At 63.0% G+C, this 22,582-nt stretch carries 21 protein-coding genes; 15 read left to right on the top strand and 6 right to left on the bottom strand.

Annotation, left to right across the window (positions count from 1 at the left end; translation table 11 throughout):
* Positions 1-49: 49 nt before the first annotated feature.
* Positions 50-544, bottom strand: coding sequence for a crossover junction endodeoxyribonuclease RuvC (ruvC, locus tag KP001_RS11455; RefSeq protein ID WP_217285778.1), 495 nt, complete (start codon positions 542-544; stop codon positions 50-52).
* 216 nt (positions 545-760) lie between these two features.
* Positions 761-1,504 (bottom strand): YebC/PmpR family DNA-binding transcriptional regulator, encoded by a 744-nt coding sequence (locus KP001_RS11450; protein ID WP_217285777.1) that lies wholly within the window; start codon positions 1,502-1,504, stop codon positions 761-763.
* A gap of 143 nt (positions 1,505-1,647) precedes the next feature.
* On the opposite strand from KP001_RS11450, the gene KP001_RS11445 reads away from it, so the two are divergent.
* From KP001_RS11445 to KP001_RS11405, 9 genes are all read left to right on the top strand, one after another.
* Entirely contained in the window at positions 1,648-2,013 is a 366-nt protein-coding gene (locus tag KP001_RS11445) for a hypothetical protein (protein WP_217285776.1), read from the top strand.
* Between the two features lie 129 nt (positions 2,014-2,142).
* Complete coding sequence (locus KP001_RS11440; protein ID WP_217285775.1) at positions 2,143-3,132, top strand: NAD(P)H-quinone oxidoreductase; 990 nt, start codon at positions 2,143-2,145, stop codon at positions 3,130-3,132.
* Positions 3,133-3,265: 133 nt separating this feature from the next.
* Positions 3,266-3,877 (top strand): MarC family protein, encoded by a 612-nt coding sequence (locus KP001_RS11435; protein ID WP_217285774.1) that lies wholly within the window; start codon positions 3,266-3,268, stop codon positions 3,875-3,877.
* Between the two features lie 390 nt (positions 3,878-4,267).
* Positions 4,268-4,594 carry a hypothetical protein gene (locus KP001_RS11430; RefSeq protein WP_217285773.1) on the top strand — a complete coding sequence of 109 codons (327 nt, stop codon included), beginning with the start codon at positions 4,268-4,270 and terminating at the stop codon, positions 4,592-4,594.
* Between the two features lie 200 nt (positions 4,595-4,794).
* Positions 4,795-5,742 carry a glycosyltransferase family 2 protein gene (locus KP001_RS11425; protein WP_217285772.1) on the top strand — a complete coding sequence of 316 codons (948 nt, stop codon included), beginning with the start codon at positions 4,795-4,797 and terminating at the stop codon, positions 5,740-5,742.
* Positions 5,732-7,132, top strand: coding sequence for an NDP-hexose 2,3-dehydratase family protein (locus tag KP001_RS11420; RefSeq protein WP_217285771.1), 1,401 nt, complete (start codon positions 5,732-5,734; stop codon positions 7,130-7,132). Before KP001_RS11425 ends, KP001_RS11420 begins: the two co-directional genes overlap by 11 nt.
* Before the next feature lie 51 nt (positions 7,133-7,183).
* Positions 7,184-8,311 carry a DegT/DnrJ/EryC1/StrS family aminotransferase gene (locus tag KP001_RS11415; protein WP_217285770.1) on the top strand — a complete coding sequence of 376 codons (1,128 nt, stop codon included), beginning with the start codon at positions 7,184-7,186 and terminating at the stop codon, positions 8,309-8,311.
* A complete protein-coding gene (locus KP001_RS11410; protein ID WP_217285769.1) occupies positions 8,308-9,069 on the top strand; it encodes a class I SAM-dependent methyltransferase in 762 nt (253 codons plus the stop codon). Before KP001_RS11415 ends, KP001_RS11410 begins: the two co-directional genes overlap by 4 nt.
* Positions 9,066-11,033, top strand: coding sequence for a tetratricopeptide repeat protein (locus KP001_RS11405; RefSeq protein ID WP_217285768.1), 1,968 nt, complete (start codon positions 9,066-9,068; stop codon positions 11,031-11,033). Before KP001_RS11410 ends, KP001_RS11405 begins: the two co-directional genes overlap by 4 nt.
* A 162-nt stretch (positions 11,034-11,195) precedes the next feature.
* Here KP001_RS11405 and KP001_RS11400 read toward each other — a convergent pair whose 3' ends face one another.
* The gene (locus tag KP001_RS11400; RefSeq protein WP_217285767.1) at positions 11,196-12,830 is read right to left on the bottom strand and encodes an ABC-F family ATP-binding cassette domain-containing protein; all 1,635 of its coding nucleotides are present in this window, start codon (positions 12,828-12,830) and stop codon (positions 11,196-11,198) included.
* 273 nt (positions 12,831-13,103) lie between these two features.
* Between KP001_RS11400 and KP001_RS11395 the strand changes: the two genes are divergently transcribed.
* From KP001_RS11395 to KP001_RS11380, 4 genes are read left to right on the top strand one after another with little or no spacing between them, the layout of a single operon-like run.
* Positions 13,104-13,985, top strand: coding sequence for a methylenetetrahydrofolate reductase (locus KP001_RS11395; protein ID WP_217285766.1), 882 nt, complete (start codon positions 13,104-13,106; stop codon positions 13,983-13,985).
* A gap of 48 nt (positions 13,986-14,033) precedes the next feature.
* Complete coding sequence (locus tag KP001_RS11390) at positions 14,034-14,645, top strand: DUF4124 domain-containing protein (protein ID WP_217285765.1); 612 nt, start codon at positions 14,034-14,036, stop codon at positions 14,643-14,645.
* Between the two features lie 38 nt (positions 14,646-14,683).
* The gene (locus tag KP001_RS11385) at positions 14,684-15,337 is read left to right on the top strand and encodes a CBS and ACT domain-containing protein (RefSeq protein WP_217285764.1); all 654 of its coding nucleotides are present in this window, start codon (positions 14,684-14,686) and stop codon (positions 15,335-15,337) included.
* Positions 15,338-15,353: 16 nt separating this feature from the next.
* Complete coding sequence (locus tag KP001_RS11380) at positions 15,354-15,662, top strand: hypothetical protein (RefSeq protein WP_217285763.1); 309 nt, start codon at positions 15,354-15,356, stop codon at positions 15,660-15,662.
* A gap of 97 nt (positions 15,663-15,759) precedes the next feature.
* On the opposite strand, the gene KP001_RS11375 is transcribed toward KP001_RS11380, so the two are convergent.
* The 3 genes from KP001_RS11375 to KP001_RS11365 all read right to left on the bottom strand — a co-directional run bounded on the left by KP001_RS11375 (position 15,760) and on the right by KP001_RS11365 (position 19,911).
* Positions 15,760-17,448 carry a methyl-accepting chemotaxis protein gene (locus KP001_RS11375; protein WP_217285762.1) on the bottom strand — a complete coding sequence of 563 codons (1,689 nt, stop codon included), beginning with the start codon at positions 17,446-17,448 and terminating at the stop codon, positions 15,760-15,762.
* A 337-nt stretch (positions 17,449-17,785) separates the two neighbouring features.
* A complete protein-coding gene (locus KP001_RS11370) occupies positions 17,786-18,466 on the bottom strand; it encodes a response regulator (RefSeq protein ID WP_217285761.1) in 681 nt (226 codons plus the stop codon).
* Positions 18,463-19,911: an ATP-binding protein gene (locus KP001_RS11365; protein ID WP_217285760.1), complete on the bottom strand. Its 1,449-nt coding sequence runs from the start codon at positions 19,909-19,911 to the stop codon at positions 18,463-18,465. The genes KP001_RS11370 and KP001_RS11365 overlap by 4 nt, the downstream gene beginning before the upstream one ends.
* Before the next feature lie 239 nt (positions 19,912-20,150).
* On the opposite strand from KP001_RS11365, the gene KP001_RS11360 reads away from it, so the two are divergent.
* A complete protein-coding gene (locus tag KP001_RS11360; protein ID WP_217285759.1) occupies positions 20,151-20,735 on the top strand; it encodes a hypothetical protein in 585 nt (194 codons plus the stop codon).
* Positions 20,736-21,000: 265 nt separating this feature from the next.
* Positions 21,001-22,428 carry a DEAD/DEAH box helicase gene (locus KP001_RS11355; RefSeq protein WP_217285758.1) on the top strand — a complete coding sequence of 476 codons (1,428 nt, stop codon included), beginning with the start codon at positions 21,001-21,003 and terminating at the stop codon, positions 22,426-22,428.
* Positions 22,429-22,582 lie beyond the last annotated feature (154 nt).

The following is a 22,582-nucleotide window of genomic DNA, read 5'->3' as shown; positions in this document are numbered from 1 at the left end:
GACTAACGGAGAACATCGCCAATCGGGACTGACAATGAAAAATCGGGCTCTACCTCATGCTTTTCAACAGACTCCCGATGCCGGCGGAGTGGGCGTGGCAGATGGCGACGGCGAGGGCGTCGGAGGCGTCCTCCTGGGCCACCTCGGGGAGGTTCAAGAGCGCCTTGATCATCTGCTGCACCTGGGTCTTCTCGGCGCGGCCGGTCCCCACCACCGCCTGTTTCACCTGCATCGCGGTGTACTCGTGGACGGGGAGCCCCACGTTGACCGCGGCGACGATGGCGGCTCCGCGCGCCTGTCCGAGCTTCAGCGCGCTCATTGCGTTCTTGGCGAGAAAGACGTTCTCCACCGCCACCACTTCCGGCTGGAACTCGGCGATGATGGCGGAAAGACCGGTGAAGATCTTTTCCAGCCGCTGCGGGAAGTCCTTGGCGCTCTGGGTGAAGATGGCGCCGTTGTCGATGTGGATCAGGCGGTTTCCCTGTTTGGAGATGAGGCCGTAGCCGGTCTTGCGGGAGCCTGGGTCTATGCCGAGAATGATCATGGTCAAAACCTTAAAACCGTTAGCCACGGAGAAAATCAGAGGAAATCTGAGAAAGGCAAAGACTTTGAGTAGAGACAAAAGCCGTTGGCTCTCTCAGCTTTAGGTTCTCTCAGAAGTTCTCAGATTTTCTCTGTGGCAAATAGTTTTGTCTTTGGTTCAAATAAAAAAGCGCGGGGGATGCCCGCGCTCTTAGTACCACAAAACAACACGCTTTTGCTACATCATCTTTTCCATGTCCTCGGCGGAGATGTCGAAGTTGGCGTAGACGTTCTGGACGTCGTCGTTGTCCTCGAGACGGTCCATGAGCTTCAGCATGTTCTCGGCGTTCTTCCCTTCAAGCTTGACCATGGTCTGCGGGATCATGGTGATCTCGGCGGACTCGGGCTTGAACCCTGCCGCCTCGAGCGCGGTCTTTACCTGGTGGAACGCGGTCGGGTCGGTCAGTACCTCGTACTGCTCTTCTTCATCGACCACGTCGTCGGCGCCGGCCTCGATGGAAGCCTCGAACAGCTTGTCGAAGTCGGTGCTCTTCGGGTACACGAGGAGCCCCTTCTTGTCGAAGAGCCAGGAGACGCAGCCGGTCTCGCCCATGTTGCCGTTGCACTTGGAGAAGGTGCTCCTCACGTCGGAGACGGTGCGGTTGCGGTTGTCGGTCATGACTTCGACCAGCACCGCGGTGCCGCCCGGGCCGTACCCTTCGTAGGTGGTCTCCTCGTAGTTCACCCCTTCCATCCCGCCCACGCCCTTCTTGATGGCGCGCTCGACGTTGTCCTTGGGCATGTTCTCGCCTTTTGCCTTATCGATAGCAGTCCTCAGGCGCGGGTTCCCATCCGGGTCGCCACCGCCGAGCTTCGCGGCAACGGTGATTTCCTTGATCAGCTTGGTGAATATTTTGCCGCGTTTGGCATCCGCGGCGCCTTTCTTGTGCTTGATGGTACTCCATTTATTATGGCCTGACATGATCTGCTTCCTTTCCGATCAGTTTATGAATGAAACGCGAAATACTATCATGCCCAAAAGAGTGTTGTAAAGTGGGAAAATGGCAGTTAAACTGTGACCCTGGAACAATGCTGAAGGGGGACGTCCCCTGATAGGGAGAGTGCATGAACGCGACCAAGCGGCTACTGAAAAACCACCTCGCTCTGCTTTTGCTGCTCAGCGCCGTGCTTTGCGGCGGTTGCACCCACGTCGCTTACAGGCGCGACGCCCCCCCCATCCTGACCCAGGAGGAACTCCTGCGACCCTATCAGAAAGTGGGGACCATCGAGGTGCACCGGGTGCGTTACGGCGCCAGGGAGGACCTCACTCCCGCCGATTACAACTGGGCCAACGACGCCTTGCGTGCGGAGGCGGCCAAGATCGGCGCCGATGCCGTCATCCTTCCCGAAGTGAAAGTGGAGATGGACACCTTCATCTTCTTCCCCAAGAGCGAGATGACCGCGCGGGGGACCGCCATAAAGTTCCGCTGATTTTTTCCCTCCCGTTGAGAGAATTCCGTTGATAAACGGCGCACATTTTTGAGATAGTGTGCGCGCGTATACACTATCGCGGCCGGTTCACCCGGCCGCCATGAATTCAATCGATACAGGAGGAAGGCCATGAAAGCGGTACTGATGGAAGGTTTCGGCGGCGTCGAGGTGCTCAAGGTGGGCGAGGTGGACAAGCCCGCTCCCAAGGAAAACGAGGTGCTGATCAAGGTTCACGCCACCTCGATAAACCGCCCCGACCTGGTGCAGCGCGAAGGGAAATATCCCCCCCCGCCCGGCGACTCCGAGATCCTGGGACTCGAAGTGGCCGGCGTCGTCGAGGCACTGGGAGCGGGCGTCAGCGGCTGGAAGGTGGGTGACCGGGTCGTGTCGCTGGTGGGGGGGGGCGGTTACGCCGAGTACGCCGTGGCCTACGCCAACCACCTGATGCCGATCCCGGATACGGTCAGCTTCGAAGAGGCCGCCTGCATCTGCGAGTCCTACATCACCGCGTTTCTCAACGTATTCATGATCGGCGGGCTGGAGGACGGCCAGACGGCGATCCTTCATGGCGGCGGCGGGGGGGTCAACACCGCGGCGGTCCAGCTCTGCAAGGCCCTGGTGCCCAACGCCAAGCTGATCGTCACCGCGTCCCCGGAGAAGATCGAGCGCGTCAAGGAACTGGGCGCGGACCTGGTGATCAATTTCCGCGAGACCCCCGATTTCAGCGAGGCGGTCAAGGAATTCACCAACAAGAAAGGTGTCGACGTGATCCTGGACCATGTCGGCGCCAAGTACCTGGCCCCCAACATGAACTCCCTGGGGTACAAGGGGAGGCTGGTCGTCATCGGCGTCATCTCCGGCATCAAGGCCGAGCTGAACCTCGCGCTCATGATGGTGAAGCGTCAGCAGATCATCGGCAGCGTGCTCCGCTCCCGTCCGGTTTCCGAGAAGGGTGAGATCGCCGCCGAGTTCGTGCGCCGCGCGATGCCCAAGTTTGCGGACCGCACCATCGTGCCGATCATAGAGAAGGTGTTCCCCCTCGACCAGGTGGTCGAGGCGCACCGGATGATGGAAGAAGACAAGCACTTCGGCAAGATCGTGCTCAAGATAGCGCAATAACTGGACCTTCCCTGTGGGGGTAAGCGTGCGGGTGTCGGTAGGGGCGAATAATTATTCGCCCCTACAACTTTGACCATGCCGACTACTCACGCTGCCACCGTGGAGGTCCGAATAAAGGAGAACCAGTAACAGGATGGAAGCTTATTCGGATTTTTTCTTCACCGTGTGGATCAGGTTCTTCTTCCTGCTCACCCCTTTCTTCGTGCTCTCCACCTTCCTGGCCATGACCCCCGAGTTGACCGCCGGTGAGCGGCGCGCCACGGCCCTGCGGGTGACCCTCGCCGTCCTGGTCGCCTGCTTCGTCCTGTACTCCTTCGGCAACACCCTCTTCTCCCTGTTCGGCATCACGCTCGACTCCTTCAGGATCGGTGCGGGAAGCCTCCTCTTCCTCTCTGCGGTGCACATGGTGCACGGCGACGACAGCGCGCCTCCGAGCGAAAAGCGCGGCGCCATCTCCGTGGTGCCCCTGGCGATACCGGTGACGGTCGGTCCCGGGACCACCGGCGCGCTTTTGGTCATGGGCGCCGAGGTGCAGCACAACTGGCAGGTGTTCGTGGGGCTTGCCGCCCTCGCCATGGCGGTTCTCTGCGTCGGGATACTGCTGGTCTGCGCCTCGTTCATCGAGCACATCGTCGGCAAGAAGGGGATCACCATCCTGAGCAAGTTGACCGGCCTCTTCGTCGCCGCCCTCGCCGCCCAGATCGTCTTCACCGGGGTAAGGAACTTTCTGAAGATCGGCGCGTAAGATCCTCCGCCCTACCTGGATACCCCTCTTCCCCCGGGAGAGGGTGCCCCCAGTGGAGGGAGGTGCCGCGAAGGTAGATCCTCCTCGTGGCGGCGCCCTCACCCCTGCCCCTCTCCCGGGGGGCGAAGGGATGGCACAACAAAAAAGGGGATCCGACCCGGAGCCCCCTTTACCACTTTCCTTATCCCTTTTATCCCCTTCATCCCTGTTCGCTTTGCAGGCTCGCTCCGTGTGCGCGGGTTCTACTTTTTTGAATGTGTCTCGTCTAATTTGGTGTTGACTTGTCGACCCGTTTCACGTTATGTTTCGCGTCGCCTTACCTGTTCTGCAGTTGAAACTGTCAGCCAAATTCCGGTGGGGCGTGATCTTGTGGAGCCAGCCCTGGGACCGATGGTGAACAGCAGAAAGGTAAAAGTTGCGGCGGCGTTCGCCGTGATCTTCTTCCTGGTCTTCGCAGGCATGAGGATCGCGCTCCTCGACCGTTCCCCGGGGCCCAAGCCCAAGCCGCGGGCCGTCCTCAACCTGTGCGTCCAGAAGCAGGCATCCGCATCCAATTGCAGCGATACTTTCCCCCTCCACGCCATCGACGGTGAATTCCACCACCACAACCTCAACGAACCGATCGGACGCCTCGTCGCATTGACCGGGCTCCTGGCAGCTCATACCGAGAGCCCCTGCACGCCGACCCTTCCCGGTCGTTCCCCACCCTCCTGCTGATCCCCTGACTCGTTTCCAAACCGGCCGGTGTACTGCACCTTCGCCTGTGGCATCCGTCACAAGGCCGGGTCGCGTCATACCTGCGCCCACGGTGCGCCCCGTCCCGCCTGCTTGAAGCTGCGCGGTCGAGCCGTCGTGCCTTGTCGCGCGTGCCGGAAGTCTTGCCACGTCCCCCGTGGACACCAGCGTGAAAGAGTGCCATGCCCCTCATATCTATCGTCATCCCTGTCTTCAACGCCGAGACGACCATCGCGCCCCTGTGCCAGGCCCTGGTCTCTCACCTAAAGGACCATTACCGGCTCGAGATCGTGCTGGTGAATGATTACAGCCGCGACGGCTCCGATGCCGTCTGTCGTCAGCTTCACGTCGCATCGCCGGAGACGGTGACCTATCTCTCCCTGTCCCGCAATTTCGGTGAACACAACGCGGTGATGGCCGGGCTGAACCAGGCGCGCGGCGACTACGTGGTCGTCATGGACGACGACTTCCAGAACCCGCCCGCGGAGGTGCCCAAGCTGCTGGCCGAGATAGCCAAGGGGTACGACGTGGTCTACTGCCAATACCCGAAAAAAAGCGACAGCTGGTTCCGCAACCTCGGGAGCTACCTCAACGGTACGGTTGCCCGCGTCACCCTCGACAAGCCGGCCAACCTCTACCTGTCGAGCTTCAAGGTGATGAACCGCTTCCTGGTGGACCAGCTCGTCGCACACAAAAGCCCGAACGTCTACCTCGATGCCCTCGTCTTGCGCAGCACCCGCAATATCGGCACGGTCGAGGTGCGGCATGACGCGCGCCGCGAAGGGAGGTCCGGTTACACAGTCAAGAAGCTCATCGATCTCTGGGGCAACGTCTTCGTGAGCTATTCGCTGATCCCGCTGCGCCTGCTGGCCATCGCGGGAGCGATCCTGACCCTCTCGGGGATCTACTCCGTCTCCGTCATGCTGATCCGGGGATGGCTACCCATGCTGAACGACCCAAGCGACATCCAATCGCTGAACTCCATCACCATGTTCTTCCGGGGAGTCCAGCTGCTGGCGACGGGGGTCGTGGGCGAGTACGTGGGGCGCATCTATCTCAAGCTGAACCAGGAGCCGCAATTCATCGTCAGGGAGACCTGGGCCGCGAGGAGGGACCGCAATGGCGGCTAATATGAGCGCCGCGATACTCGCGGCAGGCGTCACCCTTTCGCCCGGCCACGCAGCCGGGGTCGCCGGTTCGAGAAGCGGCGGCTTTGCCCTGCACGACGATGCCTTCGTCGACCGGTGGGTCGCCGCGTCGCGCGAGAGATGTTCGCTCTGTAACATGCAGGTCCCACTGGACGCGGTGCAGGGGTGGCACAGGGAACCGGCGAGCGGAAACATCCGGCATGACAGCGGTCGCTTCTTCAGCGTGATGGGGGTGCACGTCCGGCACCGGGTGAGGCACCACCAACTGGAATGGGACCAGCCGATCATCGAGCAGCCGGAAATCGGGATTCTCGGGATCCTGGCCAAATACATCGACGGCACTCTCCACTTCTGCCTCCAGGCCAAGGAAGAACCGGGCAACGTGGGAGGGGTCCAGCTCTCCCCGACCGTCCAGGCCACCTACAGCAACTACACCAGAGCTCATGGCGGGGGGAGGCCGCTCTTCATCGAACGCTTCATCGAGCCGGACCCTGCCCGGCGGCTGTTTGCCCGCCTGCAAACCGAGGATGGCGGTAGGTTCCTGTACAAGTCCAATCGCAACATGATCATCGTGGCGGGGGATGAGGTGCCGGTCGAACTTCCCGAGGGGTTCATCTGGCTGACCCTGCGCCAGATCGCGACCCTCATCCGCCGCGACAACCTGGTAAACGCCTGCACGCGCAGCATCCTGGCCTGCCTCGTCAGCGACGGGAGCGCGGGGGGAACGGTTTCCACAGCCGGGCGGGAGGGGCTGCGGGATACGCTGCAGTGGCTGGACGACTGCAGGGCCGTGACGCATATGCTGACCAGGCGCATCGGCCTCCACGATCTTACGGAGTGGCGCCTGGACGAAAAGGGGTACTTCTCCCACGTATCCGGGGCCTTTTTCCGGATCGTGGGGCTAACGGTCTCCTCGCAAACCAGGGAGGTGGGCTCATGGGGACAGCCGATCATCGAAAATCCCGCCCCCGGGATCATCGGGTTGCTGCTCCGCGAGGGGCCCGACGGGACGGAACTTCTGATGCAGGCCAAGGCGGAGGCCGGCAACCGCACCACGGTGCAACTCGCCCCCACGGCCCAGTTCACGCAAGGGAACTACGAAGGGAACCAGAAGCTGGAAAAGCCGTTCCTGTTCGGGGAGTTTTCCGCACCCGGCCGCTTTCCGCTGGTCCACGAGAGCCGCCAGGCCGAGGAAGGGGCGCGTTTTTACCGCGAATACAACCTGCACCGTATCCTGAGGCTTCCCGAGGGGGTCGAACTGGCGCTTCCCCCCGACTACCGCTGGTTGACCATGCAGCAGGTGCTCGTGCTGGTGCACCTGGGTGAGCAGGTCAATTCCTGCGCGCGGAGCATCATCTCATGCCTTCTGTGATGACGCACCGGGGGGCGCACGCAGCGGAAGTTGCCGGGGAAGGGGGAAGTGATGCCAGGTCTGAATGACACCGTCCGCTACTGGGACTATCTGGGAGCATACACACCGCGCCGCGCGGAGTATCTGGCCGCGGTGGACCGCGTGTTTTCATCCGGCCGGCTGGTGCTGGGGCGGGAGGTGGCGGAGTTCGAGAAGGGGTTGGCGGCGTATTGCGGGGCCGCGTTCGCCGTTGGCGTTAATTCCGGAACGGATGCCATCCTCCTGGCCTTGAAGGCTTTGGGGATAGGGGCGGGAGACGAGGTGATCACCGTCTCCAACACCGCCGTCCCGACCGTGGCCGCGATCCGCGCCAGCGGAGCGACCCCCGTCTTCGTCGACGTCGAGGAGGACACCTACCTGATGGATGTCTCCCGCGTCGAGGCCGCCGTCACCCCGCGCACCCGTTGCCTGCTGCCGGTGCACCTGTGCGGGCAGATGGCGGATATGGCGCCGCTGCAGGAGATAGCGCGGCGGCGGGGAGGGTGGGTGATCGAGGATTGCGCCCAGGCCATGGGCGCCGCCTACGGGGGGGAGCGGGCCGGCAGCTTCGGTGACGTGGGCGCCTTCTCCTTTTACCCGACCAAGATCCTCGGGGCGTTCGGCGACGCGGGTGCCATGACCACGTCAGACCCGGATCTCGCGGCGCGGCTCAGGAGGCTGCGCTTTTACGGCATCGCGGAGGGGTACCACGCCGAGGAGGAGGGCTTTAATTCCCGCCTGGACGAGGTTCAGGCGGCGATCCTGAACCTGAAGCTTCCCGGGATCGAGGCAGCCGCATCAGCACGGCGCGACATCGCGCGGATATACGACGAGGGGCTCGCCGGGGTGGGGGATATTGCACGCCCGGCCGTCCGCCCGGGGCGCCGGCACCAGTACTACCTGTACACGGTGCGCACGCAGCACCGCGACCGGCTGATGGAGTTCCTGGACAAGGAGGGAATCGAGACCAAGATCAACTACCCGCACCCGGTGCACCTGATGCGTGGCTACTCCGGCCTGGGAAACCGGGAGGGGGACCTGCCTGTCACCGAGCGGCTGGCCCGCAGCATCCTCTCTCTTCCCATCTACCCGGAGCTGCCCACACGCCACGCGGAAAGGGTGGTCGAGACGGTGCGGCGCTTTTTCCGGGGGGGACGATGAACCCCGCGGAGTACCGGGTCATGTTCGAGGCGGAGGAGACGCACTGGTGGTACGTGGGGCTGCATGAACTGATCCTTGCGCACGTGACGCGGGAGCAAGGGCGCCTGGGGAGGCCTTTGCGCATCCTCGACGCCGGCTGCGGCACCGGAAGGTTGTGCCAGCTTCTGGCCCCCTTGGGGGAGGTGGAGGGGGTGGATGCGTCACCGGAGGCGATCCGCTACTGCCGCCGACGCGGCGCCGTGGCGAAACGGAGGGACCTGAACACTCTGGTGCTTGAGCCGGAGTCGTACGACGTGATCACCTGCATCGATGTTCTCTACCACACGGGGGTCCGCAGCGACGTGGAGGTGATGAAGGCGTTCCGTACGGCGCTGCGGCCGGGGGGGATGCTGGTACTGAACCTGGTCGCCCTGGAATGGCTGCGCAGCTCCCACGACGTCGCGGTCCACACCCGTGAGCGCTACCACGTGCCTACCCTTAGCAACAGGCTCACAGCCGCGGGTTTCATTGCCGAAAAGCTCACCTTCCGGGTGGGCCTTTTGTTCCCGCTCATAGCGACGTACCGGCTGCTGCGGGGGGCGTGGGGGCGCCGCAAGGGGGGCGAGTCGGACGTGGCGCTCCCGTCACCTCTGGTGAACACGCTCCTTTTGCGGGTCATGCGGGCGGAGAACGCCTTGCTGCGAAGGGGCACGCTGCCGGTCGGGTCATCGTTATTTTGCGTCGCCAGAAAGGGTGGCGCGGGACAGGAGGCACTATGAAGAAGCGAAAAAAAGCGGCAGGTACGGGGGAGGTACAGCCCGTTCCGGCGGCGCCGGCCGCGGAGGAGGAGCTGAACCTGTGGCGCGACCCCCTGGTCCATATCCTGCTCATCCTGACGGTGGGGATCGCCGTCTACTCCAACATCATCTGGGCCCCCTTCGTGTTCGATGACCAGCCGTTTCTGGCTGGCAACCCCCTGATCAAGGATTTCGGGGCCTTCACGGACCCGCAACGGGTGTTCGCGCTCCCGATCAACCCCGACCTCAAGAACAATTTCATGCTGCGCCCGGTCGCCTACTTCACCTTCGCGCTCAACTACGCCCTCCACGGCCTGGACGTCGGGGGGTATCACGTGGTCAACCTCCTGTTGCACCTGGTCGACGCCCTGCTCGTGTACCTGCTCTTATGGCTCACCCTGAGGACGCCGCTGCTTCGTGTGGCCGAGGGAGGGGAGGCCGACCAGCCCGCGGAGCGTTTCTGCTATCTACCCCTCGCCTGCTCTTTGTTGTTCGTCTGCCACCCGCTGCAGACCCAGGCGGTCACCTACGTCATCCAGCGCTTCGTCCCGCTGGTCGCTTTTTTCTGTATCGGGACGCTGGTGCTCTACGTGGCCGGCCGGCTGGCCCGGGGCAGCGCGGCCCGCAACGGATTGTACCTGGCTTCCCTGCTCGCCTGCGTGCTGGCCATGAAAACCAAGGAGAACGCCTTCACCCTGCCGGCTTTGATACTGCTCTACGAATGGGTCTTTTTCCGGGGCGCCTTCACCGGCGCCCGCCTGCTCCGTCTGCTTCCCTTCGCGCTGACCATGGCGATAATCCCTGTCAAGCTGATGCAGCTTTCGGCGATGGCTTCCACGGCCCAGGGGGGGAAGGTGGCGGGGGCGGTGAACCTAGTCAATTTCAAGCAGGTCTCGTCCTGGGAGTACCTGATGACCCAGTTCGGCGTCGTCGCCACCTATCTGAGGCTTCTGCTGCTACCGGTGGGGCAGAACTTCGACTACGACTACCCGCTGCAGAAGGTGTTGCTGGCCCCGGCCGTACTGCTCCCGCTGGCCCTTCTCCTGGCACTTGCGGCGGTGGGCGCATGGCTTTTGTTCCGGTCGCGCCGCGATCCCCGCTGCGCCCCGCTCGCGCTTGCCGGCTTTGGTATCTGGTGGTTCTTCATCACCCTGAGCGTCGAGTCCAGCGTGGTACCGATCGACGATCTGATTTTTGAGCACCGCGCCTATCTCCCCTCGGTCGGTTTCTTCATGGCCGCAGTCTCCGGCGCTTTCTCTCTTTTGCCGCGGCGTGCCGGTGAGCCGCTGGGTACCTCGCGACCGGCTATCGCCGTCCTGGTTCTGTTGGTCACGGCAAGTGCGGCGGCCGCGTACATGAGGAACACGGTATGGGAGACGCCGGTTTCCCTCTGGCGCGATGCGGTACGCAAGAGCCCGGCGAAGCATCGCCCCCACTTCTCGCTGGGGGTCGCCTTGGCCAATACCCTTCCCCCCTGGCACACCGACGATGTGAACGTCATGCTGCAGCCGATGGACGCCAGGCAAAACGAGGTGCTCGGCGAGGTGGTGCGCGAATTCGAGACCGCCATCAGGCTCGACCCGCGCTCCGGCGCTGCCTACACCTTCCTGGGGGGGGCGCTCCTGGTTCAGAGAAGGTACCGCGAGGCGGCCGACGCGCTGGCCACCGCCGTCCGCCTGGAACCGCAGGACGCCCGTCCCCACGCGTTCATGGGACAGATCCTGGAGGCGCAGGGGGATCTGGCGGGTGCGCGCCGCAAGTACCAGGAAGCCATTGCCGTCGATCCCTCCGCCCAGTATGCGCATCTTTTCCTGGCGCTGCTCTGCGTCCGGGAGCGCAGGCATGCCGAGGCGCTTGCCGCATACGAAACCGCCTATGCCCTTGCCCCTCGGGCCGACCTGGAGCCGAAGATAGCCCGGCTGCGGGAAGTGGCGGGGTTGCGGTGACCCCCAGGGGGGCGAGGGCGGGGCGAAGAGGTCCAGACTGTCGCGGCGCCCTCACCCCTGCCCCTCTCCCGGAGGGCGAGGGGATGGCACAACAAAAAAGGGGACTCCAACCCGGAGCCCCCTTTACCTCTTTCCCTATCCCTGTTATCCCTTTTATCCCTGTTACAGGCTGAGCTCCGCGTGCCCGTTGCAGAGCCTTTCGCGCTCGGCGATGACGTCGGCATCCTCCAGGTAGTCGTCGAAGTTCATGTCGCGGTCGATGATGCCGCCCGGGGTGATTTCGATGATCCTGTTGGCCACGGTGGAGACGAACTCGTGGTCGTGGGAGGCGAACAGCACCACCTCGGTGAAGGAGATGAGCCCGTTATTGAGCGCGGTAATCGACTCGAGGTCCAGGTGGTTGGTCGGCTCGTCCAGGATCAGGGCGTTGGCGCCGGTGAGCATCATCCTGGAGAGCATGCAGCGCACACGCTCGCCGCCGGATAGTACGCTGGTCTTCTTGGTCGCCTCGTCGCCGGAGAAGAGCATCCTCCCCAGGAAGCCGCGCGCGAAGCTCTCCCCCTCGGTCGGCGGGGAGTACTGCCCCAGCCACTCGATCAGGTTCAGGTCCCCCTTGAAGTAGTCGCCGTTCTCCTTGGGGAAGTAGGCGTTGGTGATGGTGACGCCCCAGCGGAAGGTCCCCTCGTCCGGCTCCATTTCGCCTGCGAGGATCTGGAACAGGGTGGTCTTCGCCAGCGAGCTGCTCCCCACGAAGGCGATCTTGTCTCCCTTTCTCACGATCAGGTCCAGGTCCTTGAACACCTGCACGCCGTCCACCGTCTTGGTAAGCCCTTTCACCTCGAGGATGATGTCGCCGCAGGGGCGCTCCGGTTTGAACACCACCCACGGGTACTTGCGGGAGGAGACCGGCATGTCCTCGATGGTGAGCTTCTCGAGGAGCTTCTTCCTGGAGGTCGCCTGCTTCGCCTTCGATGCGTTGGAGGAGAAGCGCTGGATGAACTCCTTCAGCTCGGCGGCCTTGTCCTGAACCTTGCGGTTCTCGTCCTGGCGCTGCTTCAGGTTCAGCTGGCTCGCCTGGTACCAGAAGTCGTAGTTGCCGACGTAGACCTGGATGCGGCTGAAGTCGATATCGGCTATGTGCGTGCAGACCTGGTTCAGGAAGTGACGGTCGTGGGACACGACGATGACCGTGTTCTGGAAGCGGTACAGGAAGTCCTCCAGCCACGAGATAGATTTCAGGTCCAGGTGGTTGGTCGGCTCGTCCAGGAGAAGCACGTCGGGGTTGCCGAAAAGCGCCTGCGCCAGGAGCACGCGCACCTTGTCGCCCGCCTCCAGTTCCTTCATCAGCTTGCCGCGCAGCTCCTCGGGGATGCCCAGGCCGTTCAGAAGCACGGCGGCCTCGCTCTCCGCCTCGTAGCCGTTCATCTCTGCGAAATCGGCCTCGAGCTCCGCGGAACGGATGCCGTCCTCCTCGCTGAACTCCGGTTTCGAGTAGATCGCATCGCGCTCGGCCATCACCTCGTGGAGCTTCTTGTGCCCCATGATGACGGTGTTGAAGACGGTGTGCTCGTCGTAGGCGAACTGGTCCTGCTTTAGCACCGCGATGCGCCCCTTGCCGACCGAGATCTCACCCTTGTCCGGCTCGATGTCGCCGGCGAGGATCTTCAGAAAGGTCGACTTGCCGGCGCCGTTGGCCCCGATCAGACCGTAGCAGTTGCCCGGGGTGAACTTTATATTTACGTCCTTGAACAGTACCCTCTTGCCGTAGGAAAGGGTGACGTTTGATGCGCTGATCATGCTTGCTCCTTCTGCGAAAAATGAAAAAACCACAGGATAGCCTGTGGTCACGAATCTTGTACTTATAGCATCCCGGCAACTGGCAGGGCAACGTCTTTTTTCTGTTCTGGAAGGATTTTAACGCTCCCCTGACAGAGGTACGGCGCTGTCGCTTTTCTTATAAAAAAATGCTAAAGTCACGTCCACCCCTGTCGAGGAGACAAAGATGCCTGTCTCAGTCGTCGCGGCCGCTGCCATGGCACCGCCGCGCGACCGGGCAGCCTTGGAGCATACATGAAGATAATCGACAAGATGGACCGCTCCCGGCAGTTCATCTCTTTGGAGTTTTTTCCACCCAAAGACAAGAGCGAGTGGCCCGGCTTCTTCCAGGTGGTCGATCGCCTGGCGCAGATAAAGCCGCTCTTCGCCTCGGTCACCTACGGCGCCGGCGGCAGCACCAAGGGGGACACCCTCGAGATCGTGAGCCGGCTCAAGAACGAGCATGGCCTGGACACCATGGCGCACCTCACCTGCATCGGCGCCTACCGCGGCGACCTGCAGCTCTTCCTGGACAGCCTGGCCGAGGCCGGGGTGAACGATGTCCTCGCCCTGCGGGGGGACCTTCCCAAGGACGCCCCCCCGGAGTTCTCCGTGTGCCGGACGCTCTTGCACGCTTCCGACCTCGCCGCCTTCATCAGGGAGTCCCACCCCGGCATGGGGATCGGCGTGGCGGGGTATCCCGAGGTGCACCCCGAGGCGGTCGACGCCGAACACGACCTCCGCTACCTCAAACTGAAGCTGGACCAGGGGGGCGACTTCGCCATCACCCAGCTCTTTTTCGACAACGCGCTGTACTTCGATTTCGTCGCCAAGGCCCGTTCCATCGGCATTGACAAGCCTGTCATCCCCGGTATCATCCCGGTGGTGAGCCTCAAGGTGATCCAGCGCATCGTCTCCCTTTGCGGAGCGTCCCTCCCGGCGGCCTACCTGGCCGAACTGGAGGAGGCCGACCGGAAGGGGGGGGCGCCCGCGGTCCAGGAGGTCGGGGTGGCGCACGCACGGAGGCAGGCAGAGGAACTGCTCGCCGCGGGCGTTCCCGGGGTGCACATCTACACGTTGAACCGGGACCAGGCGGTGCTCGACCTGGTGCAAGGGCTGACGCTGCAAGAACTGTGATGCAATTACTTTGAGATCGGCGGCCACCGGCCGCTGCATGGGGGGAAGGTGAACAAGTCACTGCTTTTCCTGCTGCTCGGCGCGCTCATCGTCTGCGCGCTTCCCGCTCGGCTTCTCGCCGACTATTACCGCTACACCGACAACCGCGGCGTCGTCCACATGACCAACAAGCTGCAGGCTGTTCCGGCTCAGTACCGTGACAGCATGAAGGTGATCCGCGAAGAGCCGAAAAAGCAGCCCGCCGGGCAGCCTGCCGGCGCCTCCCAGCAGGCCCCGGAAAGCCCGTCGGTGCAGCAGGAGGCGCCAGAGCCCCCGCCGGGGCGCTTCGCCCAACTCGCGTCGAGCCACCTCTGGCTCAAGCCGTTGCTGGCGGTAGCCGCCATCGCCGCCCTCTTCGTGGGTGCAGGCAAACTCGCCTCCTGGCTCTCCTCGCCCATGCTTTCCAGGGTGATCTACATCTCCTTTTTCGTCGGCGTCATGGTCTTCCTCTACAAGACCTACGTGGACTACATGGTGGAGAGTTCCATGAAGATCAAGGAGCGCGCGATCACCATGATGAAGAAATCCTCCAACCGCGAGATGCCCGACCCCGCCGCCACCGCCCCGAACGGGGCTTCGGCGGTACCGATGCCAGCCTCTGATTCGATGAACCGGCCGTGACGCCGGCTGCAGCACAACAAAACTAGGAGGGTGCCACAATGCTTGTACGAGACAGGATGACTCAAAACCCGATAACCATCATTCCCGACATCTCGGTGACCGAGGCGTTGCGTCTGATGAGCGAGAAGAAGATCCGGCGCCTTCCCGTGGTGGACCGCTCCGGGCAGCTGGTGGGCATCGTCTCAGACCGCGACCTGCTCCAGGCCTCCCCGTCTCCGGCGACCTCGCTGGCCATCTGGGAGATCCATGACCTCCTGGCCAAGCTCACCGTGGAGAAGTGCATGGCGAAAGACGTCATCACCGTCTCCGAGGACACCCCGCTCGAGGAGGCGGCCCGCATCATGGTGGACCGCAGGATCGGCGGCCTGCCGGTAGTGAACGCGGGCAAACTGGTGGGCATCATCACCGAGTCCGACCTATTCAACATCCTGCTCGAGCTTTTGGGCGGCCGCCGCCAGGGGGTACGCCTCACCGTCGCCACCACCGGCGCCAAGGGGACCCTCGCCGACGTCACCAAGACCATTTACGAGGCGGGCGGCAACATCGTGGGGCTTGGCTTCAGCGAGGTGGACGGCGACAAGGCCGACACCTGGGTCAACACCTTCAAGGTGCAGGGGGTGCCCAAGGAGAAGCTGGTGGAGGCGATCCGGCCGCACGTGCGCGAGATCATGGACGTGCGCGAGACCTCTTAACTGCGGGGGAGTTGACATGCACCTGATCCAGATCCTGCTGCCGCTCTACGACAACGACGGGAACCAGTTCACCCAGGACGAGTTTTTAAAGGTGCGCGACGGGCTGTCGGAGCGCTTTGGCGGCATCACCACGTATATGCGTTCTCCAGCGCGGGGGCTGTGGAAGGAGACCAAGGAAACCACGGTCCACGATGACATCGTCATCTACGAGGTGATGACCAAGGAGCTGGACCGCGCCTGGTGGAGAAAGTACCGGCTGCAGTTGACGGCCGACTTCCGGCAGGCGCTGCTCATCGTCAGGGCGAGCAAGGTTGAGCTCCTGTAAGTAAAGACAGGTTTTAGACAACGAAAAAGCCGGGTGCCGCGGGCGACCATGATGGTCACCCGGGCACCCGGCTTTTTTTGTCGAGTCGGAATGATTCTTAGAAGCGCTCGAACTCCTCGTCCATCTCCAGGTCGGCGCCGACGGCCTTGCCCAGATGAGCCGCGCCGTTGTGCGCCGCGCCGCTATGAGCCGCCGCTTTGGCCGCGGTCATCTGCTTGGAGCCGGGTTTCCCCGCCGGTTTCGCGGACCTGACCGCTTTGGACCTGATCCTCCCATCGTCCCCGATCTTGAAGAAGGCGATGGTGCTCTGCAACTGCTCGGCCTGCGAGGCGAGCTCCTCGGCGGTGGAGGACATCTCCTCGGAGGCGCTGGCGTTTTGCTGGATGACCTGGTCGAGCTGCTGGATCGCCTTGTTGATCTGTTCGGCGCCGGTGTCCTGTTCGCGGCTGGCTGCGCTGATCTCCTGGACCAGCTCAGCGGTCTTCTGGATGTCCGGGACCATCTTGGCCAGCAGCTCGCCCGCCTTCTCGGCGATGTTCACGCTGTTGGCGGAGAGCTCAGAAATCTCGCCGGCGGCCTTTTGGCTCCGCTCCGCGAGCTTCCTCACCTCGCTTGCAACCACTGCGAAACCTTTGCCGTGCTCGCCGGCGCGGGCAGCCTCGATGGCGGCGTTCAGGGCCAGGAGGTTGGTCTGGCGCGCGATCTCCTCGATGATGTTGATCTTGCTGGCTATCTCCTTCATGGCGTGGACGGTCTCCAGTACCGCCTTGCCTCCTTCTTTGGCGTCGTCGGCCGACTTGACCGCGATCTTTTCCGTCTGGATCGCATTGTCGGCGTTCTGACGGATGTTGGAGGTCATCTGCTCCATGCTGGATGAGGCTTCCTCGGCTGCTGCCGCCTGCTCGCTTGCCCCCTGCGACATCTCCTCGGAGCTGGAGGATAGCTCCTGGCTTCCCTGCGCCACGTAGTCGCTGGCGGCCTTCACCTCGGTTACCACCTCTTTAAGCTTGTTCAGCATCTTTTCCATTGCGGCCAGTAGCAGGCCCGTCTCATCCTTGGATGTCGCTCCGATTTCGAAGGCTAGATCCCCTGCTGCCAGCCGATCCGCAGTCTCAACTCCCCTTTGCAGCGGCCTTTTTATGCTGCGGGTCACCATGACGCTCAGAAAAACGCAGAGCAGCACCGCCAGCAGCGTTGCCCCGAGCAGCAACTTTTCCACCTTGGCGGTGGCGCGGTCGATGACCGTTTTTGCATCATGCATCGCCTTGGTTGCTTCCTGTGACAGCTTGACGGCGGTTTCCTCCATTTTGTGGGTCTCGCCCTTGAACTCCGCCATGGCGCTATTCGCCTCACCTGGAGTTTTGATGCGACCGCTCTGAATGGCAGCGACGAGTTTGCTGAACCCGGCTTTATAGCCCTGCATGTTGTCCTTGATGGTCTTTATGTCTTCCTTGTCATCTTGATGTACGGCGGCCTTTTCCAGGTCCGCGACGCGCTCCGTGGTCTTATTTGCCTCCTCCGTCCATTTCCCGTAGTATTCAGCGACCTTTCCTTGATCGTTTATGTTGAGGAAAATATCCTTCTCGTACCGCCTCATACCCAGGATGTTGGCCCTTGCCCGCGACGAGTGCTCCGAAAGCCTCCCCTCCGTTTCGAGCATGTGGTCAATCGTGTTCTCCCCTTCCTTGACTCCCCAGTAACCTGTTCCGGCCACAGCTATCAGCAGCAGCAATACGAGCCCGAAACTGAGCATCAACCTGGTACCAATCTTCATGTTCATTAGCATTTTTATCCTCCTTAGGCTGAACGCCTATCTTTGACTGTACGCTAAATCACGTATCGACCACGGTTGCACTCACAGTATGGTCATGTTGGAAATGCTGCTTTCCAAAACTCCCGCGGGGCGTGTGCTGGTGGGTAAGACCGTATTCGCATTTTCCATGTGCTAATGTGGATATCGGCGGTGGTGGGTTTTTCTTAAGTAAAGATTTGACAAAGAGGGAAACGGCCCAAGCGTACTGATGCACGCCCAGGCACAGATCCAGTCAAGAGTGTCTGGCGGATTGGCTTTGAGAGAGGAACAGGGGGAAGGTCAGAAACGATGACAGTGAACGCCGCTGATCTCAGTTGTGGCTGGGGGGCTCGTACTTGTAGCCCGCGCCGTAGATGGAGTGGATGAGCTCCTGGTCGGGGGCCACGGCGGAGATCTTCTTGCGCAGCTTCTTGATGTGGCTGTCGATGGTCCGGTCGCTCACGATGCGCTGGTCCGGGTAGATCCGGTCCATGAGCTGCGTCCTGGAATAGATGCGCCCGGGGGTCTGGTAGAGAAAGTGCAAAAGCTTGAATTCGACCACGGTGAGGTCGAGGTCGTGCCCCTGCCATTGCGCGGAGTAGCGGTCCTGGTCCAGGGTGAGGCCGCCGGCCGACGGCGCCGGCTGTTCCACGCTGCGGCGCAGCACGGTTTTCACCCGGGCCACCACCTCCCGGGGGCTGAAGGGCTTGCAGACGTAGTCGTCGGCCCCAAGCTCCAGGCCGAGCAGCCGGTCGATCTCCTCCACGCGGGCGGTGATCATGATGATGGGGAGCTTCGAGAAGGTGCGTATCTCCTTGCAGATCTCCAGGCCGTCGCGCCCGGGGAGCATCAGGTCGAGCAGCATGAGATCGGGCTGCTTCTCCCGCACCCGCGGCACCACCTCGGTGCCGTTTGCGATCCACTCGGTTTCGAATCCGGACTGCTTCAGGTAATCACCCAGAAGGCTCGCCAGTTTTTCCTCGTCCTCTACGATCATGATGGTCTGTGTCATGTCCTGCTCCCGGTAAGCGGCAGTTCTATCCTGATCAGCACCCCCCCCTTCGGGGAGGGGAGCGCCACGATGGTCCCTTCGTGCGCCTCAACGATGTTCTTGCAGATGGCGAGGCCAAGCCCGGCGCCGCCAAGGGCCCGGTTCCTGGAGTTTTCCACGCGGAACAGCCGGTCGAAGAGCTGGGGCAGCTCCTCGGGTTTCACCCCCGGCGCCGAGTCGGCGAACTCCGCCACGGCCCGGCCCCCCTCGCGCGCGAGCCGCACCGACAGCTCGCCCCCCTGGTCCGTGTACTTGAGCGAGTTGTCCAAAAGGTTGCTGAAAAGCTGGTTCAGGCGAACACCATCGGCGAAGACGGTGAGATCTTCGTCGGGTAGTCGCTGCCGCAGCGTGATGTTCTTCTGGCTGAACCTGGCGGCGAACGGCTCCAGGGTGTCCTCGATGAGCTCGGTCAGGTCGATCAGTTCCTTCCGGTAGTTGAGCGCGCCGATGTCGGACATGGAGATCTGGTACAGGTCTTCCACCAGCCGGCTCAGATGCATCACCTCGGCGTGCAGCGAACGCATCGACTCGGGCCCCATGGGGCGCACCCCGTCCTGCAGCGCCTCGATCTCGCCGCGCAGGATGGAGAGCGGCGTGCGCAGTTCGTGGGAGATGTCGGCCAGGTAGCGCCGCCGCGCGCGCTCGTTGTTCTCCAGGGAGAGCGCCAGGGTGTTAAAGTCGCGGGCCAGCTGCCCGAGCTCATCGTTGCTTCCGACCGGGACCCTGGTTTCGTACTCGCCCGAGGCGAGCCGGTGCATGGAGGCGGCGAGCCTCTTGATCGGCTCGACCAGGCGGTGCGCCAAGGGGAGCGAGAGCGCCGCCGACACGAGCAGCATCACGATCGCCACCAGCCCCATGGTGAGCTTTTGCTGTTGCACGAAGAGGAGCTGGTAGGTGTCGGTGAGCCGCTGTCGCGGGCGGAGCGCCAGGTACCCGACCACCTCGCCGTCGCTGGTGAGTTTCCTGACCTGCGCCGTGTCCAGGTTCCCCGGGATCCCCTGGACGGGGCGCTTGCCCGCGTCGAGCAGCACCACGCGCCCCTCGAAACGGAAGGCGAAACGGGGCGGGGGGGGCTGTCCCTGGCTGCTGAGGTTGGGGAAGCCGCGCCGACCCATCCTGCGCTGCGCGGCGTCGTTGTCGCCACCCTCGCGCCCTTCCCGCGTGGCGGCGACCATCTCGGGCCAGGTGGACGGCTCCTGCCGCAGGAAGTCCCAGCTCCCGTTGCGGCTGTAGGACTGCTCCAGCACGTGGGCCAGCCGCAGCAGGCGGTCCTTCTCCATGGTGTTCACGTAGGCCAAAAAGCCGTGCCCCACGCTCCACTGCATGATGAGGAACATGGAGACAACCACCACGCCGGTTGCCGCGAGCATGGTGAACAAAAGCCTGTATTTGATCTTTAACTTCATGTGATCCACCGTTTAAGTCAGCGTACAGCTTTGTTATTAACATAGTTGCCGGCAATGTGCCATTGCATCTTTGGCGCAGATCCAAATTCCACATTTGCTCCACAATTGTTCCTTATTGTGCTGTTAGCTTGGACCTCAAAGAATGAATGAACCCGGTCGCGAAGATGCGACCGCAGCCAACGGCAAACAGAGGAACAGTCAGCAGGAAGCAAGACGGCTAAGGCCGCAAGGAGAAGATCATGAAAAAGCTCATCGCACTGGCATTCGTTATCGTGCTTGCCGCGGCCGCCACGGCCCAGGCAAGGGTGGACTTCAGCGTCAACATCGGGGTGCCGGTCGCCGTGGCCCCGGCACCGGTCGTGTACCCGGCACCGGTCGCATACCCGGCTCCTCCGGCCCCGGTCGCCTACGCCGAGCCGCCAAGCTTCATCTACTCGCCCGCCCTTGGGTTCTACGTCTCGGTGGGGCTCCCCTACGACGTGGTGTACATGGACAACTGCTACTACCAGAACCGGGACGGGTACTGGTACATGGCCAACAGCTACCGCGGACCGTGGACCTACGTGGCCCCGCGCCGGCTCCCGTACGGCCTGCACCAGCACCGCTACGAGCAGATCCGTTACTACCGTGATCACGAATACCGCACCTACCTGAGCGACCGCGAGCGCTACCGCGGCAACTGGTACCGCCCGGTCGCCGAGCGCCGCGACGGACGCTGGGGCGAACGCAGGGATTACTACCGCGACGCGTACCGCAACGGGTACAGGGATGATCGCAGGGATGATCGCAGGGATGATCACCGGGGGGACAGGGACCGTCACTGATGCTGGAAAAAGGATGGGACCGTCACCCATCCGACAGCTGGCAACCTCCTCCCGCGTCTGAATTTCCGGGCTCTCCTCCTTCTCCCGGAGGGGCAGGGGCGGGAGGGGGAAGCCTTTCCGGCGGCAACGCTCAGCATTAGATAAATTTGACCCCTCTTTTCTCCCGTTTCATGTTATAGTCCTGCATCTAATGAGTCACGGACCCCATGGGCCTTTCAGGCTTCTGGGGTTTTTTGTGGCGTCACACCAAGAAACAGGAGTACCAGTGGATTTCGAACAGTTTAACTTGCACCCCAAGGTCCAGGCCGGCGTAGTGGCCGTGGGGTACCAGACCCCGACCCCCATCCAGATTCAGGCCATTCCCTCCGTGATAGCGGGGCAGGACGTGCTGGGGCTGGCCCAGACCGGCACCGGCAAGACCGCCGCCTTCGGCCTTCCCTTGCTGCACCGCCTGGTGGAGGGGACTCGCGGCAAGGTGCGCGGTCTCGTACTCGCACCCACCCGGGAACTGGCCGAGCAGATCAACGAATCGCTCAACGCGCTGGCCCAGCAGACCCGGTTGAAATGCATCACCGTCTACGGCGGCGTCAACATCAACACCCAGATCAAGAGGCTCAAAGAAGGGGCCGATATCGTGGTCGCCTGCCCGGGGCGCCTTCTGGACCACATCTCCCAGGGGACCGTCGATCTTTCCGGCGTCGAGGTCCTGGTTTTGGACGAGGCGGACCAGATGTTCGACATGGGCTTTCTCCCCGATGTGAGAAAGATCCTGCGCGCGCTCCCCGGCAAGCGGCAGAACCTCATGTTCTCCGCCACCATGCCTGACGACATCCGCCGGCTGGCGCACGAGATCCTGTGCCGTCCGGTCACCGTGCAGGTGAGCCGCACCGCCCCCGCGGCGACCGTCTCCCACGCGCTCTACCCGGTGGGGCAGCACCTGAAGACCCCGCTCCTCTTCGAGCTTTTGAAGCACACCGACACCGAGAGCGTGCTGATCTTCACCAAGACCAAGCACCGCGCCAAAAGGGTGGGGGAGCAGCTTGAAAAGGGGGGGTACAAGGCCACCTCGCTGCAGGGGAACCTGTCCCAGAACCGCAGGCAGGCGGCGCTGGACGGCTTCAGGGACGGCACCTACCAGATCATGGTGGCGACCGACATCGCCGCCCGCGGCATTGACGTCTCCCTGATCTCGCACGTCATCAACTACGACATTCCCGACACCCCTGAGGCGTACACGCACCGCATCGGCCGCACCGGGCGCGCCGCCAAGACCGGCGACGCCTTCACCATGGTGACCGGCGAGGACGAGGCGATGGTGCGCAGCATCGAGCGCGTGCTCGGCGCCAAGATCGAGCGGCGCCGGGTGGAAGGGTTCGACTATACCGTGCCTGCGCCGAAGAAAGAGGTGGAGTTCGCCCGTCCGCCCCGCGAGCCGCAGCGCAGGAAGCAGGCCGCTCCGGCACAGGGCAAGGCGAAGCCCGCCGAGGCCAAGGCCGCCCAGGGCGCGGGCGGTAAGCCGTCGCAGCCCGGCAGCCGCAACAACTCCGGTCCCTCTCGCGGTCCCGGCGGCAACCGCAACCAGGCAGGGCAGCGCCAGGGTGGCAGCCACCCGGCCGGCCACGGCGCGGGGGAAGGGCAGCGCAGCGGGGCGCAGCGTCCCGGCAACCACGCCGCCCGGCGCAGCGGCAGGTAATTCCCGAGCGATGGTGCGGACGGATCCGGAGAATTAGAAGAAGAAAGCTTATGTTTAGGGATAGGTGCTGAAACAGCAGATGAAGCTGGTGTGACAGCTATAACCGGCATGAAGCACTCTGCACGGGAACACACAAAAACAGAGGTGCGGCGGA

Source organism: Geomonas subterranea (assembly GCF_019063845.1).
GTDB classification, from domain to species: domain Bacteria; phylum Desulfobacterota; class Desulfuromonadia; order Geobacterales; family Geobacteraceae; genus Geomonas; species Geomonas subterranea.
This window is presented reverse-complemented; position numbering and strand designations above follow the sequence as displayed.

Coding starts and splice junctions, on each gene's coding strand:
- ruvC (WP_217285778.1), bottom strand. CDS start 544: ATGATCATTCTCGGCATAGACCCAGGCTCCCGCAAGACCGGCTACGGC.
- KP001_RS11450 (WP_217285777.1), bottom strand. CDS start 1,504: ATGTCAGGCCATAATAAATGGAGTACCATCAAGCACAAGAAAGGCGCC.
- KP001_RS11445 (WP_217285776.1), top strand. CDS start 1,648: ATGAACGCGACCAAGCGGCTACTGAAAAACCACCTCGCTCTGCTTTTG.
- KP001_RS11440 (WP_217285775.1), top strand. CDS start 2,143: ATGAAAGCGGTACTGATGGAAGGTTTCGGCGGCGTCGAGGTGCTCAAG.
- KP001_RS11435 (WP_217285774.1), top strand. CDS start 3,266: ATGGAAGCTTATTCGGATTTTTTCTTCACCGTGTGGATCAGGTTCTTC.
- KP001_RS11430 (WP_217285773.1), top strand. CDS start 4,268: ATGGTGAACAGCAGAAAGGTAAAAGTTGCGGCGGCGTTCGCCGTGATC.
- KP001_RS11425 (WP_217285772.1), top strand. CDS start 4,795: ATGCCCCTCATATCTATCGTCATCCCTGTCTTCAACGCCGAGACGACC.
- KP001_RS11420 (WP_217285771.1), top strand. CDS start 5,732: ATGGCGGCTAATATGAGCGCCGCGATACTCGCGGCAGGCGTCACCCTT.
- KP001_RS11415 (WP_217285770.1), top strand. CDS start 7,184: ATGCCAGGTCTGAATGACACCGTCCGCTACTGGGACTATCTGGGAGCA.
- KP001_RS11410 (WP_217285769.1), top strand. CDS start 8,308: ATGAACCCCGCGGAGTACCGGGTCATGTTCGAGGCGGAGGAGACGCAC.
- KP001_RS11405 (WP_217285768.1), top strand. CDS start 9,066: ATGAAGAAGCGAAAAAAAGCGGCAGGTACGGGGGAGGTACAGCCCGTT.
- KP001_RS11400 (WP_217285767.1), bottom strand. CDS start 12,830: ATGATCAGCGCATCAAACGTCACCCTTTCCTACGGCAAGAGGGTACTG.
- KP001_RS11395 (WP_217285766.1), top strand. CDS start 13,104: ATGAAGATAATCGACAAGATGGACCGCTCCCGGCAGTTCATCTCTTTG.
- KP001_RS11385 (WP_217285764.1), top strand. CDS start 14,684: ATGCTTGTACGAGACAGGATGACTCAAAACCCGATAACCATCATTCCC.
- KP001_RS11380 (WP_217285763.1), top strand. CDS start 15,354: ATGCACCTGATCCAGATCCTGCTGCCGCTCTACGACAACGACGGGAAC.
- KP001_RS11375 (WP_217285762.1), bottom strand. CDS start 17,448: ATGCTAATGAACATGAAGATTGGTACCAGGTTGATGCTCAGTTTCGGG.
- KP001_RS11370 (WP_217285761.1), bottom strand. CDS start 18,466: ATGACACAGACCATCATGATCGTAGAGGACGAGGAAAAACTGGCGAGC.
- KP001_RS11365 (WP_217285760.1), bottom strand. CDS start 19,911: ATGAAGTTAAAGATCAAATACAGGCTTTTGTTCACCATGCTCGCGGCA.
- KP001_RS11360 (WP_217285759.1), top strand. CDS start 20,151: ATGAAAAAGCTCATCGCACTGGCATTCGTTATCGTGCTTGCCGCGGCC.